Source organism: Verrucosispora sp. NA02020, assembly GCF_013364215.1.
Classification (GTDB): domain Bacteria; phylum Actinomycetota; class Actinomycetes; order Mycobacteriales; family Micromonosporaceae; genus Micromonospora.
This window is the reverse complement of sequence record NZ_CP054923.1, coordinates 4136973-4153604: the sequence shown is the minus strand read 5'-3', so window position 1 is coordinate 4153604 and position 16632 is coordinate 4136973. Positions and strand designations below refer to the sequence as shown.

Annotated in this window: 13 protein-coding genes; 6 read left to right on the top strand and 7 right to left on the bottom strand. The window is 74.1% G+C overall.

Annotation, left to right across the window (positions count from 1 at the left end):
- Positions 1-111: 111 nt before the first annotated feature.
- Genes HUT12_RS17965 through HUT12_RS17955 form a run of 3 tightly spaced genes read right to left on the bottom strand, consistent with a single transcriptional unit; the run spans position 112 to position 3807 of the window.
- Complete coding sequence (locus HUT12_RS17965) at positions 112-1095, bottom strand: carbohydrate ABC transporter permease (protein ID WP_176094118.1); 984 nt, start codon at positions 1093-1095, stop codon at positions 112-114.
- Positions 1092-2099, bottom strand: a complete 1008-nt coding sequence (locus HUT12_RS17960) for a sugar ABC transporter permease (RefSeq protein ID WP_176094117.1) — start codon at positions 2097-2099, stop codon at positions 1092-1094. Before HUT12_RS17960 ends, HUT12_RS17965 begins: the two co-directional genes overlap by 4 nt.
- Positions 2100-2142: 43 nt before the next feature.
- On the bottom strand, positions 2143-3807 hold the full coding sequence (locus HUT12_RS17955) for an extracellular solute-binding protein (protein ID WP_236146043.1): 1665 nt from the start codon (positions 3805-3807) through the stop codon (positions 2143-2145).
- Between the two features lie 214 nt (positions 3808-4021).
- Between HUT12_RS17955 and HUT12_RS17950 the strand changes: the two genes are divergently transcribed.
- From HUT12_RS17950 to HUT12_RS17925, 6 genes are all read left to right on the top strand, one after another.
- Positions 4022-5239 carry an ROK family transcriptional regulator gene (locus HUT12_RS17950; RefSeq protein WP_176094116.1) on the top strand — a complete coding sequence of 406 codons (1218 nt, stop codon included), beginning with the start codon at positions 4022-4024 and terminating at the stop codon, positions 5237-5239.
- Between the two features lie 229 nt (positions 5240-5468).
- The gene (locus HUT12_RS17945; protein ID WP_176094115.1) at positions 5469-7916 is read left to right on the top strand and encodes a beta-glucosidase; all 2448 of its coding nucleotides are present in this window, start codon (positions 5469-5471) and stop codon (positions 7914-7916) included.
- Entirely contained in the window at positions 7913-8977 is a 1065-nt protein-coding gene (locus tag HUT12_RS17940) for a LacI family DNA-binding transcriptional regulator (RefSeq protein WP_176094114.1), read from the top strand. Before HUT12_RS17945 ends, HUT12_RS17940 begins: the two co-directional genes overlap by 4 nt.
- 46 nt (positions 8978-9023) lie before the next feature.
- On the top strand, positions 9024-10238 hold the full coding sequence (locus HUT12_RS17935) for a hypothetical protein (protein ID WP_176094113.1): 1215 nt from the start codon (positions 9024-9026) through the stop codon (positions 10236-10238).
- Positions 10239-10541: 303 nt separating this feature from the next.
- Positions 10542-11135 carry a pyridoxamine 5'-phosphate oxidase family protein gene (locus HUT12_RS17930; protein ID WP_131057836.1) on the top strand — a complete coding sequence of 198 codons (594 nt, stop codon included), beginning with the start codon at positions 10542-10544 and terminating at the stop codon, positions 11133-11135.
- Positions 11136-11380: 245 nt separating this feature from the next.
- A complete protein-coding gene (locus tag HUT12_RS17925; RefSeq protein WP_007460094.1) occupies positions 11381-11722 on the top strand; it encodes an RNA polymerase-binding protein RbpA in 342 nt (113 codons plus the stop codon).
- A 66-nt stretch (positions 11723-11788) separates the two neighbouring features.
- Here HUT12_RS17925 and HUT12_RS17920 read toward each other — a convergent pair whose 3' ends face one another.
- The 4 genes from HUT12_RS17920 to HUT12_RS17905 all read right to left on the bottom strand — a co-directional run bounded on the left by HUT12_RS17920 (position 11789) and on the right by HUT12_RS17905 (position 16596).
- Entirely contained in the window at positions 11789-12343 is a 555-nt protein-coding gene (locus HUT12_RS17920) for an FxsA family protein (RefSeq protein ID WP_176094112.1), read from the bottom strand.
- 90 nt (positions 12344-12433) lie between these two features.
- Positions 12434-13240, bottom strand: coding sequence for a polyprenol monophosphomannose synthase (locus HUT12_RS17915; RefSeq protein ID WP_176095845.1), 807 nt, complete (start codon positions 13238-13240; stop codon positions 12434-12436).
- Positions 13241-13270: 30 nt separating this feature from the next.
- Positions 13271-14884: an apolipoprotein N-acyltransferase gene (lnt, locus tag HUT12_RS17910; protein ID WP_254877062.1), complete on the bottom strand. Its 1614-nt coding sequence runs from the start codon at positions 14882-14884 to the stop codon at positions 13271-13273.
- 134 nt (positions 14885-15018) lie between these two features.
- A complete protein-coding gene (locus HUT12_RS17905) occupies positions 15019-16596 on the bottom strand; it encodes a bifunctional NAD(P)/FAD-dependent oxidoreductase/class I SAM-dependent methyltransferase (RefSeq protein ID WP_176094111.1) in 1578 nt (525 codons plus the stop codon).
- Positions 16597-16632 lie beyond the last annotated feature (36 nt).

Genomic DNA, 16632 nt, shown 5'->3' with positions numbered 1-16632 from the left:
GGCCGGCCGTCGCGCGGGGGGCCCGGCTGGACGGAGTCGGGCCCCCCGCGTGACGGGGCCGGACCCACCGAGGTGGGTCCGGCCCCTGCCGGGCGGCCGCACCGCGCCCGGTCAGCCCTTCACCGCGCCGGTGATCACACCCTTGGTGAAGTGCCGTTGCACGAACGGATAGATGATCACGGCGGGGATGACCGTCACGATCACCACGGCCATCTTGACCGCGAGCGTCGGCGGGTACGCGGTCACGCCGGGCAGGCTCACCGACGCGCCGGAGACGTTCGGTGACTGTCCGGCCAGGATGTAGCTCTGCAGCACCCGCTGGATCGGGAACTTGTCGTTGGAGTCGATGTAGAGCACCGCGTTGAAGTACGCGTTCCAGTAGCCGACCGCGTAGAAGAGGCCGACCACGGCGATCACCGCCTTGGACAGCGGCAGCACGATCCGGGTGAGGATGCGCACTTCGCCCGCGCCGTCGATGCGGGCGCTGTCGAGCAGTTCGGCCGGCACGTTCATGAAGAACGCGCGGATCACCACCAGGTTGAACACGCTGATCGCGCTGGGCAGGATCAGTGACCAGATGCTGTCCTTGAGACCCAGGCCGGTCACCACCAGATAGCTCGGCACCAGCCCCGGGAAGATCAGGAACGTCAGCAGGAAGTAGAACAGCAGTCCACGGTGGCCGACCGAACCGGGCCGGGACAGCCCGTACGCGGCCAGCACGGTGAGCAGCAGGCTGACCGTGGTGCCGAGCACGGTCACCAGGGTGCTGATCCACACCGCCCGGGTGACGTCACCGCCGCTGAAGATGGTGATGTACGCCGACGGGTCGATCTCCCGGGGGATGACGACCATGCCGCCCGCGTCATCGATGGTGCCGCGCGAGGCGAGACTGGTGACCAGCACCGCCCAGAGCGGCACCAGCACCGCCGCGACCAGCAGGGTGAGCACGACGCCCTTGCCGATGGTCAGGGACGTCGAGGGGCGGCCCGCCCACACCGGACGACCGGGGTGGCGTCGCCGGGGCGGCGGTCCGGGTGGCCCCGCCGTCGTCGGTGCCACGGGCACCGGTCCGGCACCACTGAGCTGCGCGGTCATGATTTCGCGTACACCCCCTGCTCGCCGAGCCGGTGCGCGACCTTGTTCGCGGTGATGATCAGCGCCAGGCCGACCACCGCCTTGAACAGGCCCGCCGCGGCGCCGAGTCCCCACTGCTGGGTACTGATCGCCTGGTAGTAGACGAAGGTGTCGAGCACTTCCGCGGCCTCCCGGCCGACCGCCTCACGTTGCAGGATGAACTGCTCGAAGCCGACCGAGAGCGCGTCGCCGAGCCGCATGATGAGCAGCAGCACGATCACCGGACGCAGACCGGGCAGGGTGATGTGCCACAGTCGCCGCCACCGCCCGGCGCCGTCGGCCGCCGCCGCCTCGTACAGGTTCTGGTCGATCGCGGAGAGCGCGGCCAGGAAGACGATCGCGCCCCAACCCAGGTCCTTCCAGACCGCCTCGGCGGTGACCAGCACGATGAACGTGTCCGGGTTGGTCATGATCTCCCAGGGCTGCATACCGGCCTGGCGCATCTCCTGGGCCAGCAGCCCGGCCCCGCCGAACATCTGCACGAAGAACGTCACCACCAGCACCCAGCTGAAGAAGTGCGGCAGGTAGACGACGCTCTGCACGAATCCGCGCAGCCGCCCGGAGACCACGCTGTTGAGGATGAGCGCCAGCAGGATCGGCAGCGGGAAGAAGAACACCAACTGGAAGGCGGTGATGCTCAGCGTGTTGCGGACCGCGTCCCAGAACAGCGGGTCGCGGAAGAGTGCCTCGAAGTTGCCGAAGCCGATCCACTCGCTGTTGAGGAACGCGTCCAGCGGGTCGTCGCCGACGAACGGGTTGTAGTCCTGGAAGGCGATGACGTTGCCCAGCGTGGGCAGGTAGTGGAAGACCAGCAGCAGCAGCGCCGCCGGGGCGGCCATCGCCAGCAGCGGCCAGTCGCGGCGCAGCCGGGCCCGCAGGCTGCGCCGCCCACCGCGCCGGGGACGCCGCGGTGGCGGCGTACGTCCGGCGGGTGGTCGCTCCTCGACGGTGCCGGGGGCGCTCACGCCGGTCCCCCGACACCGCTCGCGCGCACGGTTGTCCGCCCGCTCATCGGCCGTTGTCGGCGAGCGCCTTCTCGTGGAACGCGCGGCCCTCCTCGCCGCCGGTGTCGAGGAACTCCTTGCGTACCTGGGCCAGGTCGCTGACCGGGCGACGGCCGCGCAGGATGTCGCGGATCTTGTCGTCGGTCGGCTGGATGATCTTCGACCAGTTCGCCGGCAGTTCCAGCTTGATCCCGGCGAACAGGTCCTTCTCGATCGAGGCGATGTTGGTGCGGTAGTAGCCGAGGTAGTCCTGCACGAAGTTGGGCGTGTCGCCACTGCGCACCTTGACCGGCACCCGACCGCCGATGTGGGTGTACTGCGCGCCCAGCTCGGTCCGTCCCCGCTCGGTCAGCGTCGGCGTGCCGTCGGCGCCCCGGCTGAAGTGCTGTCCCTCCACGCCGTACTCGCGCAGCTCGAACTCCCGGCTGCCGAACGGGGCGGCACACCAGTTGAGCACCCGCAGCACCTCGTCGACCCGCTCGGCGGACAGGTCCTTCTTGAGGAAGGTGTAGAAGATCGGCTTCTCGCTGCCCCAGATGACCGGCTGGGCACCCTGCGCGCCGAAGACCGGCAGCGGCTGCATATTGAAGGTGGGCAGCTCCTTGGCCCGTTCGCTCTGCATGCCCTGCCAGGCGCCGAGGCCGTCGCGGTACATCAGGATCTTGCCGGAGTTGAACAGCTGCTTCTCGTCGGCGCCCTTGCTGGCCACCGTGTCCGGGTGCACCAGACCCTCGGCGAACAACCGCGCGGTGAACGCCAGCGCCGCCTCGAAGGCCGGGTCCTCGAACTTGTGCTGCAGGCCGCCGTCGGGCTTCTTGCGCCAGGTCTGGTGGCAGCCGAAGTACTGCTGCACCATCTCGAAGACACTGCCGAAGGCCCACACGCCCTTGGCCGGGTCGGTGGCCTTCTTGCCGAACTCGTACAGCTCGTCGGGGCTGGCCGGGGCGGCCAGGCCGGCGGCGTCGAGCAGGTCCTTGCGATAGAACATGGCCCACGCGAACGGGCCGTCGGTGGGGAACGGCACGGCGTAGAGCCGGCCGGCCCAGACCGAGTACTCCCAGGCGCCGCTGGGCAGCGCCGCCAGGTACGGGTACTTCGCCGCGTTGTCGCCCTGGAGGTGGTCGGTCAGGTCGGTGAACAACGCCTTGACCGCGTCGGAGAAGCGGGCGACCTTGTCCACCTCCCAGTTCGGCGCGGACAGCAGCTCCGGCACGTCGCGGGCGCCGAGCATCGCGTTGAGTTTGTCGGCGTAGGTCAGGCCGTCCTGCAGGCTCGGGTTGACCTCCACGCCGAGCTTGCCGTTGACCGCGGCGAGGTAGGAGTTGCGGCCCAGCGGCGGTGGCGTCGGGCCCCACCACGGGCTCATCGTCTGGATCGGCGGGCCGCCCCGGCCGGGCTGCTCGGTGACCGCGTCGACGAGCTCGCGCGGGTAGCTGAGGTAGCCGTCCGGGATCGGGCCCTCGCCGGGGATGTCCGGCTTGAGCAGCTCGGCCCGCTGGTAGGTGGGCAGCACCGCCTTGATGGCGTCGGCGCTGGTGGCGCTGCCCTGGCTCCCGGCTTCCTTGCTGCATCCGGCCAGGGCGCCGCCGCCCACGGTCGCGGCGGCACCGAGGCCGACCAACCGCAGCATGGTCCGGCGGTCGGTGGATGTGCGCGCAAGAGGCGTCACGGCGCACTCCCTTCGTCGTCGTCGATAACGGTTTGCGGAGCGAGGGACTCCGGCTAGGATTAGTTGGGGTTCTAGCCGAACAAACTAATCGACGGCTATCCCGTCCCACAAGACAGGGCGTGCCGGCGGCCCGGACGGCGTGGTCGGTCCCGCCACGGCGGTACGCGATGATGGACGCGCGCGCCACGACACCGGCGCAGGGAGCGGGCAGATCGTGATCAGCATCCAGAACGAGCCGCAGCCGACCGACCTCGGTGACGTGCGGGTCGCCAACCGCGCGGTGGTCCTGCGGCACGTCCGACTGCACGCCCCCTGCTCGCGCGCCGACATCGCCGCCCGCACCGGCCTGAACAAGGCCACCGTCTCCAGCCTCGTCACCGAACTCATCGACCAGCGGCTGGTCCGCGAGACCGGCCTCACCGAGAACCGGGTCGGTCGCCCGGCGACGATGCTGGTGCTCGACGGCGAACCGTACGCCGCCCTCGGTCTGCAACTGGGCGCCGACGAACTGGTGGCGGTCGCCATCGACCTCGGCGGCAACCGGCTGCTCACCTGGCGACGGGCCTTCGCCGCCGACACGGTCTCCCCCGCCGAGACCCTGCGTGCCCTGACCGCCCTGGCCCGCCGCGCGATCGGCCGGGTCACCGCACAGGGCCGCACCATGCTCGGCCTCACCCTCGGGGTGCCCGGGCTGGTCGACCCCGCCGGGGCGGTCCCGCTGTCCGACGCTCTCGGCTGGCGGGACGTGCCGGTCGCCGCCGACCTGCGCGCGGCCCTCCGGGAACCGGCCTTCACCGTCACCGTGGACAGCGTCGCCAACCTCGCGGCCCTGGCCGAGCAGCGCCACGGCGCGTATGCGGGCACCGCCGACCTGGTGCACCTCAGTGGCGGCATCACCGTCGGCGCCGGGATCATCGCCGCAGGCCGGCTGTTGCGCGGCGGACGCGGCTTCGCCGGCGGCATCGGCCACCTGCCCGTGGACCCGGCCGGGCCGCCCTGCGACTGCGGCGGCCGGGGCTGCCTGACCGCGCTGGTCGGCCTGCCCGCCGTGGTACGCCGGCTGCTGCCCGACGCGGAGGCCGACGGCCCGGTCACCGACTACCTGCCCGAGCTGACCCGGATCGTGGCGCTGGCCCGCCAGGACGACCCGACCGTGTGCAGCGGCCTGGCCGAGACCGGCCGGCACCTCGGTCGTGGCGTGGCCGTCCTGGCCGACCTGCTCAACCCGGAGGCGGTGGTCCTCGGCGACCACTTCGCGACGCTGGCGCCCTGGCTGCTGCCGGCGGCCCGCTCCGAACTCGCCGCGCGGGCCCACGCCCCCGGCGCCGGGGGCGTCCGACTCGACGCCTCCACCCTGGACACCGCCGCGGCGCTCGGCGGCGCCACCGCGGCCCTGGCCGTCATCGAGGCGGGACGCCTGCCGACCCGCTGACCTGGGCGCCGCGTCCCGAGTCTTGACCGGACCGGTCGATGGTGCCAACCTCGAAGCGAGCCGCTCCGCTCGGGCACCCGGGGCGGCTTGCTTTCCGCGGTTCGTCGAAGCGCTTCACCTGCGTCCGGGACGGCGACCGTCACCCCACCGTCACCTGCGATGCCGCTCGGCCATCCGCCGTCGAAGCGCTTCGACCTCCGGCGCGCCGGGCACTGGAAGGCGATCCACCATGACCGACCGCACCCTGCCCGCACCCCGGGACCGGATCGATGACCTGCTGGCCCGGCTCACCATGCCCGAGAAGATCGGCCTGCTGCACCAGTGGCAGGCCCCGGTCCCCCGGCTCGGCCTGCGCCCCTTCAAGACCGGCACCGAAGCGCTGCACGGCGTCGCCTGGCTCGGCCAGGCCACCGTGTTCCCCCAGGTCATCGGCCTGGCCAGCAGTTGGAACCCCGACCTGATCCGGGCCGTCGGCGCGGCCACCGGCACCGAGGTACGCGCCAAGAACCACGCCGACCCCGACCTCGTCGGCCTCAACGTGTGGGCCCCCGTGGTCAACCCGCTGCGCGACCCCCGCTGGGGCCGCAACGAGGAAGGCTGGTCGGAGGACCCGTGGCTGACCGGGCGGCTCGCCACCGCGTACGCGCGAGGACTGAGCGGCGACCATCCCGACCGGCTGCGGACCGCCCCCACGGTCAAGCACTTCCTCGCCTACAACAACGAGACCGACCGGGCCACCACCTCCAGCGACCTGCCGCCCCGGGTGCTGCACGAATACGAGCTGCCCGCCTTCCGCGCCCCGATCGCCGCCGGTGCCGCCCTCGGCGCGATGGCGTCGTACAACCTGGTCGACGGCGTGCCCGCGCACCTGAGCCCGCTGATCGACGACGAGTTGCGCAGCTGGTCACCGGACGAACTGCTGGTGGTCGGCGACGCCGGCGCGATCGGCAACCTCACCGACCTGCAGGGCCAGACACCCGACCACGTGCACGGGTTCGCCGCCGCGCTGCGCGCCGGCATCGACAGCTTCACCGAGAACCACACCGACAGCGCCCCCACCCGGCGGCGGCTGACCGAGGCACTCGACCGGGGCCTGATCACCGCCTCCGACGTGGACCGGGCGGTACGGCGCATCCTGTCCGTACGGCTGCGCCTGGGTGACCTGGATCCCCCGCACGACGACCCGTACGCCGCGACACCCGCCAACGTCGTCGACTGCCCGGCGCACCGCGACCTGGCCCGACAGGCCGCCCGCGACTCCGTGGTGCTACTGCACAACACGGGTCTGCTGCCCCTGCCCGCCGGTACGCGGGTCGCCGTGCTCGGCCCGCTGGCCGACACCGTCCACGAGGACTGGTACAGCGGCACCCTGCCGTACGCGGTCACCACCTACCAGGGTCTGGCCGGGCGGCTGCCGCAGGTCACCACGCACCCGGGCACCGACCGGGTCGCGCTGCGGGTCGGCGACCGGCACGTGGGCTGCCCGGACACCGCCGACGGCGGCCCGTTGACCCTCGGCGCCGACGCCGCCCGGTTCGACGTGTTCGACTGGGGACGCGACACGGTGGCGCTGCGGGCCGTCGGCAACGGCCGGCACGTCGGCGTCGACGACGACGGCGCCCTGCGCAACGACCGGCCCGGCCCGGGCGGCTGGGTGGTGCGCGAGACGTTCCAGTTCGACCCGCTGCCCGCCGGCACCGTGCTGCTGCGGCACCTGGCCACCGACCGGTACGTCACCGTCGACGACCAGGGGCGGCTGCGGGTCGACGGCGACGACCGGCAGACCGCCACCGCCTTCGGCATCGACCTGGTGATCGACGGTGCGGCCGAGGCCGCCGCGTTGGCCGCCGACGCCGACGTCGCGGTGGTGACGGTGGGCAACCACCCGATGGTCAACGGCCGTGAGACCGAGGACCGGGTGGACCTGGCCCTGCCCGCCCGGCAGGAGGCCATGCTGCGTGCCGTACACGCCGCCAACCCGCGCACGGTGCTGGTGCTGACCAGCAGTTACCCGTACGCCATCGGGTGGGCGCAGCAGCACCTGCCGGCGGTGCTCTGGTCCGCCCACGGCGGGCAGGAACACGGCCGGGCCCTGGCCGACGTGCTGCTCGGCGACGCCGACCCGGCCGGCCGGCTCACCCAGACCTGGTACGCCGACACCGCCGACCTGCCCGACCTGCTCGACTACGACGTGATCGGCGCCGACTCCACCTACCTGTACTTCCGGGGCGACCCGCTGTACCCGTTCGGGCACGGCCTGTCCTACGCCCACTTCGACTACGCCGACCTGCGGTTGAGCGTCGACACCGCGACGGTCGGTGAGACGGTCGAGGTGAGCGTGGACGTCACCAACAGCGGCTCCCGGCCCGGCGTGGAGGTGGTGCAGCTCTACACCCGGCAACGCCGCTCACGGGTCAAGCAGCCGCTGCGGCAACTGCGCGACTTCGACCGGATCACCCTGGCCCCCGGGGAGAGCCGGACCGTCACGCTGCGGCTGCACACCGCCGAGCTGGGCTGGTGGGACGCCGACCGGGGCGCGCTCGTGGTGGAGGACGCCACGCACAGCGTGCTGGTCGGACGCTCCGCCACCGACGTGCGGCTGGTCGGCGCGCTGGCGGTACGCGGCGACGCGGCGCCCCGGTCGACGCGGCTGCACAGCGCGAGCGGGGCCCGGTGAGCCGGCGCGCGTCGGGCCAACCCACCATCGCCGACGTGGCCCGGCACGCGGGTGTCGCGGTGAGCACCGTGTCGTACGTGCTCAGCGGCAAACGGGCCATCTCGGAGCTGACCCGCAACCGGGTCCTGGCCAGCATCCGGGTGCTCGGCTACCACCCGAACGCCGGGGCACGGGCGTTGGCCAGCCGTCGCTCCAACGTGATCGCCCTGGTGCTGCCGCTGCGCTCGGGCATCCAGGTGCCGGTGGTGATGCAGTTCGCCACGGCGGTGGTGACCTCGGCCCGCCGCCACGACCACGACGTGCTGCTGGTGACCTCCGACGAGGGCCCGGAGGGGCTGCGTCGGGTCGCCGCCGGGGCGCTGGTCGACGGGGTGCTGGTGATGGACGTGGAGCTGCACGACGCGCGGGTGCCGCTGCTGCGGGGCCTGGGCCGACCCAGTGTCCTGATCGGTGTACCCGCCGACACTGTCGGCCTGACCTGCGTGGACCTGGACTTCCACCGGGCCGGTCAGGTGTGCGTGGAGCACCTGGCCGGTCTCGGGCACCGGCGGGTGGCGCTGCTGGGCGCGCCGGCCGCCGTCTACGACCGGGGCACCGGGTTCGCGCACCGGACCCGCGCCGGGGTGGTGGAGGCGGCGGCCCGGCACGGTGTCGAGGCGGTGACGATGCCGTGCGAGGAGAACGCGAGCGACGTCCGCCGCCGGGTGGTGGAGCTGTTCGCCCGGCACCCCGACCTGTCCGGCCTGGTGGTGCAGAACGAGGCGGCCGTCTCTGCGGTGCAGGCGGCGCTGGCCGGATTGGGGCGGCGGGTGCCGCACGACGTGTCGATGGTGGCGGTCTGCCCGGACCAGTTCGCCGAGCACGCCGGTCCCCGGCTCACGTCGGTGCCGGTGCCCGCCGAGGAGATCGGCCGGCAGGCGGTGGCGTTGCTGATGCGCAAGCTGGCCGAGGAACCGGTGCCGGAGACGACGCTGCTGGCTCCCCGCCTGACGGTGCGGGACAGCACGGCCCCTCCGGTGGTCGACACGGCGTCGTACGGCGGTCCGGCGCCGGTGCGGTGACGGGCCGGCGGGGCGGCCCGGGGCGGCTCACTAGACTGCCGGTTCGATGGACGTCCAGCCCGCCCCCACCGCCGACACCCGCCCCTGCGCCCACTGCGGCCGCGACGTGCCGCAGCGCGTCGGCGCGGGCCGTCCGTTCCGGTACTGCCGCGACAACGACGGTGCCTGCCAGCGGGCCTCCCGCAACAACCGGATGCGCCACCGCAACGCCCCCGGTCTGCCCGGCCAGGTGGCCCGCACGTGGGAGGCGGTGGACCGACTCGACCAGATCGTCGAGACGCTGACCGAGTCCCTGCACGCCGAACTGTCCCCGTCCGGGGTGCAGCGTCAGGTGGCGCAGGTCCGCGCCGAGACCGCCGGTGAGGTCGCGGCGGCGCAGGCCGAGCGGGACGAGGCGCTGCGGGCCGCCGAGGACGCCGCCGCCCGCGCCGAACGGGACCGCCGGGCGGCCGAGTCCGCCGCCGTCGACCGGGACGCCGCCCGCGCCGAGTCCGCCGAGTCCACCGCCCGGGCCGCCGCCGCCGACGAGCGGGCGGAGTCCGCCGAGTCGGCCCGCGACGAGGCACGGCGCGCGGCGGTGGCCGCCGAGGCGCTGCGGGCACAGGCCGAGGCCGACCGGGACGCGGCCCGCGCGCAGGCCACCACCCTGCGGGCCGACCTGGACGCCGCCGCGCGGCGGGTCGCCGACCTCACCGTCGAGCGGGACACCGCCCGCGCCGAGGCCGAGCGGAGCACCCGTGCTCTCGTCGAGGCCGGCGTCGAGGCCGAGCGGCTGCGGACCGAGGCGGATCGGGCACGGGCCGCCGCCGACCAGGCCCAGACCCACCTGGCCCAGGCCCGGTCCGACGTGGAGCAGGCTCGCGCGGACCTGGAACAGGCCCGGTCCGAGGCCGCGCAGGCGCGGGCCGCCTCCGACGCCGACCGCGCCCAGGTCGCGGCGGCCCAGGCGGAGGTGGCGGCGGTGCGGGCCGAGATCGAGCGGACTCGTACCCAGGCCACCGCCGACCGGGACCGCGCGCAGGCGGTGGCCCGGCAGGCCGCCGGGGACCTGGCCGCCGCGCTCGCCGACGTCAGCACGCTGCGCGCCGACCTGGCCGCCGCCCGCGCCGCCGCGAGCACCGCCGAGCGGGGGCTCGACGACGTGACGGTACGCCTGCGCGCCACCGAGGCCGACCGGGACGACGCCCGCCAGCGGGTGGCCCAGTTGGCCGCCCAGGTGGCAGACCTGGCCACCGCCCTGACCCGCCGCACCCCCTCCTGACCCCTGTCCCGCCCCCGACCTCCCGCCCCCTGTCCCCCGCCCTCCTGCGCTCACCGAACGACCTCGGCGCTCGCACACCCTTGTTGATCAAGAGGTTTCGGCGGGATCTGGCCACCATTCGCGCGCAAACTTCTTGATCAACGCGGCGGTCCCGGGGCCGGGGCCGGTGGGGCCGGTGGGGGCTCGGTGGGGGGTGGGGTTCTGGGGGCGGGGGCTGTCGAGGTGGGCCGTTCGTGCGTCGGGGGGTGTCGAGGGCTGGGATGGGGGCAGCGGGGTGGGTGGGGGCTCGCCGATGATGGGCGGATGGGGAAGACGTACGCGCGCATCGAGGGTCGACTGCGGGACTTCATCGAGGCCCAGCCGATGTTCTTCACCGCGACCGCGCCGCTGGCCGGCGACGGCACGGTCAACCTGTCGCCGAAGGGGCTGCGCGGGTGCCTGGCGGTGCTCGACGAGCAGACGGTGGCCTACCTGGACTTCGCCGGCAGCAACGCCGAGACCATCGCCCACCTGCGGGAGAACGGCCGGATCACGCTGATGTGGTGCGCCTTCTCCGGTCCGCCGACGATCGTGCGGGTGCACGGGCGGGGTGAGCCGGTGTTCCGCGACGATCCGCGTTTCCCGGAGTTGCTAGCCCGTTTCCCGGACATCGACAGCGCCGACCACGGGCTGCGGGCGATCATCGTGGTGCACGCCGGGTTGATCCGCGACACCTGCGGCTACGCGGTGCCGCTGATGACCTACGACGCCGACCGGGACCTGCACGGCCGCCGGTTCGCCCGAGAGGACGACGCGTCGCTGGACGCCTACTTCGCCGGCAAGGACGACGTCGCCACCAGCATCGACGGCCTACCCGGCCTGCCGTTGCCCCTGCCGCCGACGCCCCGGGCCGGTTGATCACGGCGCGCCGCCACCCACCGGGCCCGCCCGGGCGCGCGCGACGGCTACGATTCCCGCTGGCGGCGACGGTCCGCCGAGACGACCCGGTGGGCGGACCCGACCGGGTACGCGCTACGGCCCGCTACCCTTGACCCCGTACCCGCCGTGCTGCGGGACGCCGAGACGCGGCCACGGGGAATGGCGCGGCGCCGGCGGACCGTTACACCGATAGGACCAGCACCACCACAGAGGGGAAGTCGATCATGGGCGAGCGCATGCTGCGCGGTAGCCGACTGGGCGCGGTCAGCTACGAATCCGATCGCAACACGGAGCTCGCGCCGCGGCAGACCCGCGAGTACCTGTGCGCCAAGGGTCACCAGTTCGAGGTGCCGTTCGCCGTCGACGCCGAGGTGCCCACCACCTGGGAGTGCAAGTTCGACGGCAGCGTGGCCCGGCTGGTCGACGGCAACGAGCCGGAGCAGAAGAAGGCCAAGCCGCCGCGTACGCACTGGGACATGCTGCTGGAGCGGCGCTCCATCGCGGAGCTGGAGGACATCCTCGCCGAGCGGCTCCAGGAGGTCCGGACCCGCCGCGGTCGCGCCTGACCAGTCACCACCGGCGCCCCGGGAGATCATCTCCCGGGGCGCCGTCGTGCGTGCGGTGGCGTGCTCTCAGCGCGGCTCCACGATCTCGCCCTCGATGGCGCGGCCGTCGTCCACCAGCGGCGGCGTCACCGGCTGCTGCGGCGGCGCGGGCTGCGGTGCGCCGGCGGGCTGCTCGCCGGCCGGCTGCTGCGGCGCACCCCGGTACACGTGTACCCGACGCGGCCCGAACAGGTCACCGGCGGCCATCGACGACACCCGCCGCTCCGCGGACCGCTGCACGCCGCCCCGGGCGATGCGGCGCACCGGCGGCACCAGCAGCACCAACCCCACCACGCCGCTGACCAGCCCCGGGGTGGCCAGCAGCAGCGCGCCGAGCAGTCCGATCAGCCCGTCGGTGACCTGACCTCCGGGCGGCCGGCCGGACTGTGCGGCGTCCCGGAAGCCTCGCCAGGCCCGAATCCCCTCGCGGCGTAGCAGGACCAGTCCCAGCAGCGAGGCCGCGAACACCAGCAGGGTCGCCGCGCCGAAGCCGATCGCCCGGCCCACCACCACGAACACGGCCAGTTCCGCTGCCAGGGACAGCAGCAGGGCCAACGGTACGAACTTCACTGTCCGGCGCATCTCACCCCATCCGCCTCACGGCGCTCGTCATCGGACGGCGCACCCGGCGGGGCGCAGCCGTCCCGTCCGTCCAGCATGACACGCTCCGGCTCACGGCCAGCGGGCCCGCCCCACCGTCGCCGCCTGCCAACCCTGCCGCGCCGCCGTCCGCCGGTCGCGTACCGCCCAGCCGGTGATGCGCCACAGCGCCTCGGCCACGATCAGCGGACTCATCTTGCTGTCGCCGCGTTCCCGCTCGGCGAACGTGATCGGCACCTCGACGATCCGCGCCCCGGCGCGGTGCGCCAACCGGGACAGCTCCACCTGGAACGAGTACCCCTGCGAGCACACCGACTCCAGGTCCAGGGCGTCGAGCACACCGGCCCGGTACACGCGGTAGCCGCCGGTGGCGTCGGCCACCGGCATGCCCAGCGCCAGGCGCGCGTACAGGTTGCCGCACCGCGACAGCAGCAGCCGCCGCAGCGGCCAGTTCAGCACCCGGGCACCCCGGGTCCACCGCGACCCGATCACCACGTCGGCGTGCCGGGCGGCGTTCAACAGCGCCGGCAGGTCCTCCGGGGCGTGTGAACCGTCGGCGTCCATCTCCACCACCGCGTCGTAGCCGCGGTGCCGCGCCCACGCGAACCCCGCCAGGTACGCCGCGCCGAGTCCCTGCTTGCCCTCCCGGTGCAACACGTGCACGTGGGTGTCGCCGCGCGCCAGCCCGTCGGCGATACGGCCGGTGCCGTCGGGACTGTTGTCGTCGGCGACGAGGATCTCCACCTGCGGCGCGGCGGCACGGACCCGCCGCACGATCGCGCTGACGTTGTCGGCCTCGTTGAAGGTCGGGATGACCACCAGCACCCGACCCACGCCGGGCACCCCGGTCGCGGCCGGGCGGATCTCGGTCCTGCGCATCACCGCTGCCCCTCTCCGGGCAGCCGCCGGTCATCCGGCTCGGCCGCCCCACCGGCGCCGCACCAGGGCCGCCCCGACCAACGCGGCCACGGCCAGCCCGGCCAGCACCACCTCGGGCAGCACCCCGACCCGGGTGGCGAGGGTGCGCCCCTCGGTCAGTCGCAGCTCACGCACCACGACCGCCTGGGTGTTGAACCCGGTGGCGTCGCTTACCCGCCCGTCCGGGGAGACGAACCCGGACACTCCGACCGTGGAGGCCATCAACGCGGGCCGACCGTGCTCGACGGCCCGCAACCGGACCATGGCCAACTGCTGGCGGGCCTCGGCCACGTCGAAGGTGGCGTTGTTGGTCTGCACCACCAGCAGCTGCGCCCCACCGACGACGGTGTCGCGGACCAGCCCGTCGTAGGCCACCTCGAAGCAGATCACGTCGCCGAGCACCGCCGCCGGGGTCCGCACCACCCCCGGTGCGGTGCCGGCCACGAAGTCGGCCCGGACCCGGTCGACCTGGTCGCTGACCATCCGGGCGATCCGCCGCAACGGCACGTATTCGGCGAACGGCACCGGATGCCGCTTGATGTAGAGCTGCTCCAGGTCGGGGCCGCTTCCCGGCCGCCACAGCAGCCCCGCGTTGCGCACCTGGCCCTGCTCGGGGCCGGTCAGCACCGCACCGACCAGGATCGGTACGCCGATCGCGTCGGCGGCCTCGGAGATGCGGATGTTGGCCGACTGGTTGCGCAGCGGGTCGATGTCGCTGGAGTTCTCCGGCCACACCACCAGGTCCGGTCGGGCCCGGGTGCCGGCGGCCACCTCACCGGCCAGGGCGATGGTGGCGTCCACGTGGTTGTTCAGCACCGCCTGCCGTTGGGCGTTGAAGTCCAACCCGAGGCGCGGCACGTTGCCCTGCACGATGGCGACGGTCACCGTGTCACCGGTGACCGTGGTGCTCACCGGCACCAGCAGCCCCCCGCCGACCAACAGCACCAGCGCCGCCGCGCATCCGGCGGCCGGGGTCCACCAGCGCACACCGGCGGCCCGGCGGACCCGCAGCGTCCACCACACGCCGGTCAGCAGCAGCCCACCGGCGGTGGCGACGGCGAACGTGACCAGCGGGGCACCGCCGACGGCGGCCAGCCCCAGCAGCGGCGAGCCGTCCTGACCGAAGGCCAACCGCCCCCACGGGAACCCCCCGAACGGGGTCCGGTCCCGCAGCGCCTCCTGCCCCACCCACAGCACACCGGTCAGCGCCGGCCACACCGCCGGATACCGGTCGGCCAGCGGCGACACCCACGCGGTGGCCAGACCCAGCAGCGCCAGGTAGCCCGCCTGCAACAGCGACAGCAGCACCCACGGCAGGTAGCCGGTGTGCAGGTTCGTCCAGGACAGCAGCGGCGCGAACAGCGCCAACCCGGTGAGGAAACCCAGACCCGCGCCGGCCCGCAGTCGACGCCGGTGCGTCGCGGCGGCCAGCAGCGCCACCCCGACCGGTGCCAGCGGCCACCACCCGTACGGCGGGAACGCCAGCAGCAGCGCCAGCCCGGCGGTGACCGCCATCGCCACCGCCACCGGCAGGGGCAACGGCCGGGGTGCGCCGTCGGGCCGGCGGACGTCGGCGGGCGCGTCGGCGCGGTCCGTGGTCGTCACGGGGGCGTCAGGCGGGGTCACGCGCCGAAGGCTACCCGCCCGGCGTCCCCGGACGCCGACGCGGTCACCGGCGGTGGGCGATCCTCCCGCCCGGCCGCTGACCGCGTCGGCGTGTCCGTTTCGCGGCGGGTGTCTCAGCGGCGGCGGGCCACCAGCACCGCGTCGTGGATGACCACCTCCCGGCCGTCGTGCACCGCCGAGCGGGGCCGGCTCTGCGTCACCAGCACCTCGAAGCGCTGCGGGTCCAGGTCCGCGGCGACCTGCTCGGCGGTGAACATCATCTCCGGGTAGTGGGCGCGGTGACCACCGACGTGCGTGTCCCCCGGGTCGTGCCCGACGATCAGCAGCCGCCCGCCGGGCGCCACCGCCTCGGCCAGCCGCGCGAACATCTCCCGCCGAGGTTCCGGCGGAAGCTGCATGAACTGCGCCGACACCAGGTCGTACGCGCCCACCGGCGGCGCCCAGCTCAACAGGTCCGCGTGCGTGAACTCGATGCGGTCGGCGACCTGCGCACCGGCGGCCCGGGCGTGCGCGGCGGCCCGCTCCAGGGCGGTGGCGGAGATGTCCACACCGGTGACCTGCCAGCCCTGTTCGGCCAGCCACACCGCGTCGGCGCCCTCACCGCTGCCCACGTCCAACGCCCGGCCCGGCGTGGTGCCCGCCACCTCGGCGACGAGCTGCGGGTTGGGTCGGCCGCTCCACATCGACGCCCTCGACCGGTACCGCTCCTCCCAGGCCGCCTCGGTGAACATCTCCTCGCGCTGCCGCCGACGCGCGGCCACCGCGCGCCGGGTGTCCTCCTCGACCAGGTCGGCGTTGATCGCCGCCCCGGCCGTCAGGCCCGCCCCGGCGGCCCGGATCACCTGCGCGGACACATCGGTGACGTTGCCCGCCACCCACACCCCCGCCACGTCGGTGGCGCCGGTCGCGTCGGCCGCGATGCGCCGACCGACCACGTGCCCGGACATCTCCACGTCCTGCGGGACCAGCCCGAGCGACTCCAGCAGCGCCGACCGGGCGGTCATCGCCGTCGCCACCACCAGCGCGTCCAGCGGCACCTCCGCACCGGAGGCCAGCGTCACACCGGTCAGCCGGTCCTCGGCCACCGTCACACCGCTCACCGCACCCGGCACCACGCCGATGCCGCGCGCGGCCAACCGCTCGGCCTGCTCGGCGTCGGGTGCCGGCCCCTCATGGGCCAGGAACACCACGTGTGGGCTCCACTGCCGCCACAGCAGCGCCTGATGCACCGCCAGGGGCCCGGTCGCCAGCACCCCCACGCGCCGGTCGCGCACCTCCCACCCGTGGCAGTACGGGCAGTGCAGCACGTCCCGGCCCCACCGCGGCGCCAACCCCGGCACCTGCGGCAGTTCGTCGACCAGGCCGGTGGTCACCAGCAGCCGCCGGGCCCGTACCCGCCGGTCGCCGTCGACGTCCACCACGAAGTCGTCCCCGTCGCGGGTCACCGCCTCGACGCGCCCGTCCACGACGTGCCCGCCGTGCCCGGTGACCTCGGCGCGACCCGTCGCCGTCAACTCCGCCGGCGGCGTACCCTCCCGCCCCAGGTAGTTGTGCACCCGGTCGGCGGGGGCGTTGCGGGGCGCTCCCGCGTCCACCACCAGCACCGAGCGGCGGGCCCGCGCCAGGGCCAGCGCCCCGGCCAGCCCGGCCGCGCCACCGCCGACCACCACCACGTCGTATTCGTCGTCCATGCGTACCCCCTCGTGACCTTCGCTGGCACCCACGCT

Coding starts and splice junctions, on each gene's coding strand:
- HUT12_RS17965 (WP_176094118.1), bottom strand. CDS start 1,095: ATGACCGCGCAGCTCAGTGGTGCCGGACCGGTGCCCGTGGCACCGACG.
- HUT12_RS17945 (WP_176094115.1), top strand. CDS start 5,469: ATGACCGACCGCACCCTGCCCGCACCCCGGGACCGGATCGATGACCTG.
- HUT12_RS17935 (WP_176094113.1), top strand. CDS start 9,024: ATGGACGTCCAGCCCGCCCCCACCGCCGACACCCGCCCCTGCGCCCAC.
- HUT12_RS17930 (WP_131057836.1), top strand. CDS start 10,542: ATGGGGAAGACGTACGCGCGCATCGAGGGTCGACTGCGGGACTTCATC.
- HUT12_RS17925 (WP_007460094.1), top strand. CDS start 11,381: ATGGGCGAGCGCATGCTGCGCGGTAGCCGACTGGGCGCGGTCAGCTAC.
- HUT12_RS17920 (WP_176094112.1), bottom strand. CDS start 12,343: ATGCGCCGGACAGTGAAGTTCGTACCGTTGGCCCTGCTGCTGTCCCTG.
- HUT12_RS17915 (WP_176095845.1), bottom strand. CDS start 13,240: ATGCGCAGGACCGAGATCCGCCCGGCCGCGACCGGGGTGCCCGGCGTG.
- HUT12_RS17905 (WP_176094111.1), bottom strand. CDS start 16,596: ATGGACGACGAATACGACGTGGTGGTGGTCGGCGGTGGCGCGGCCGGG.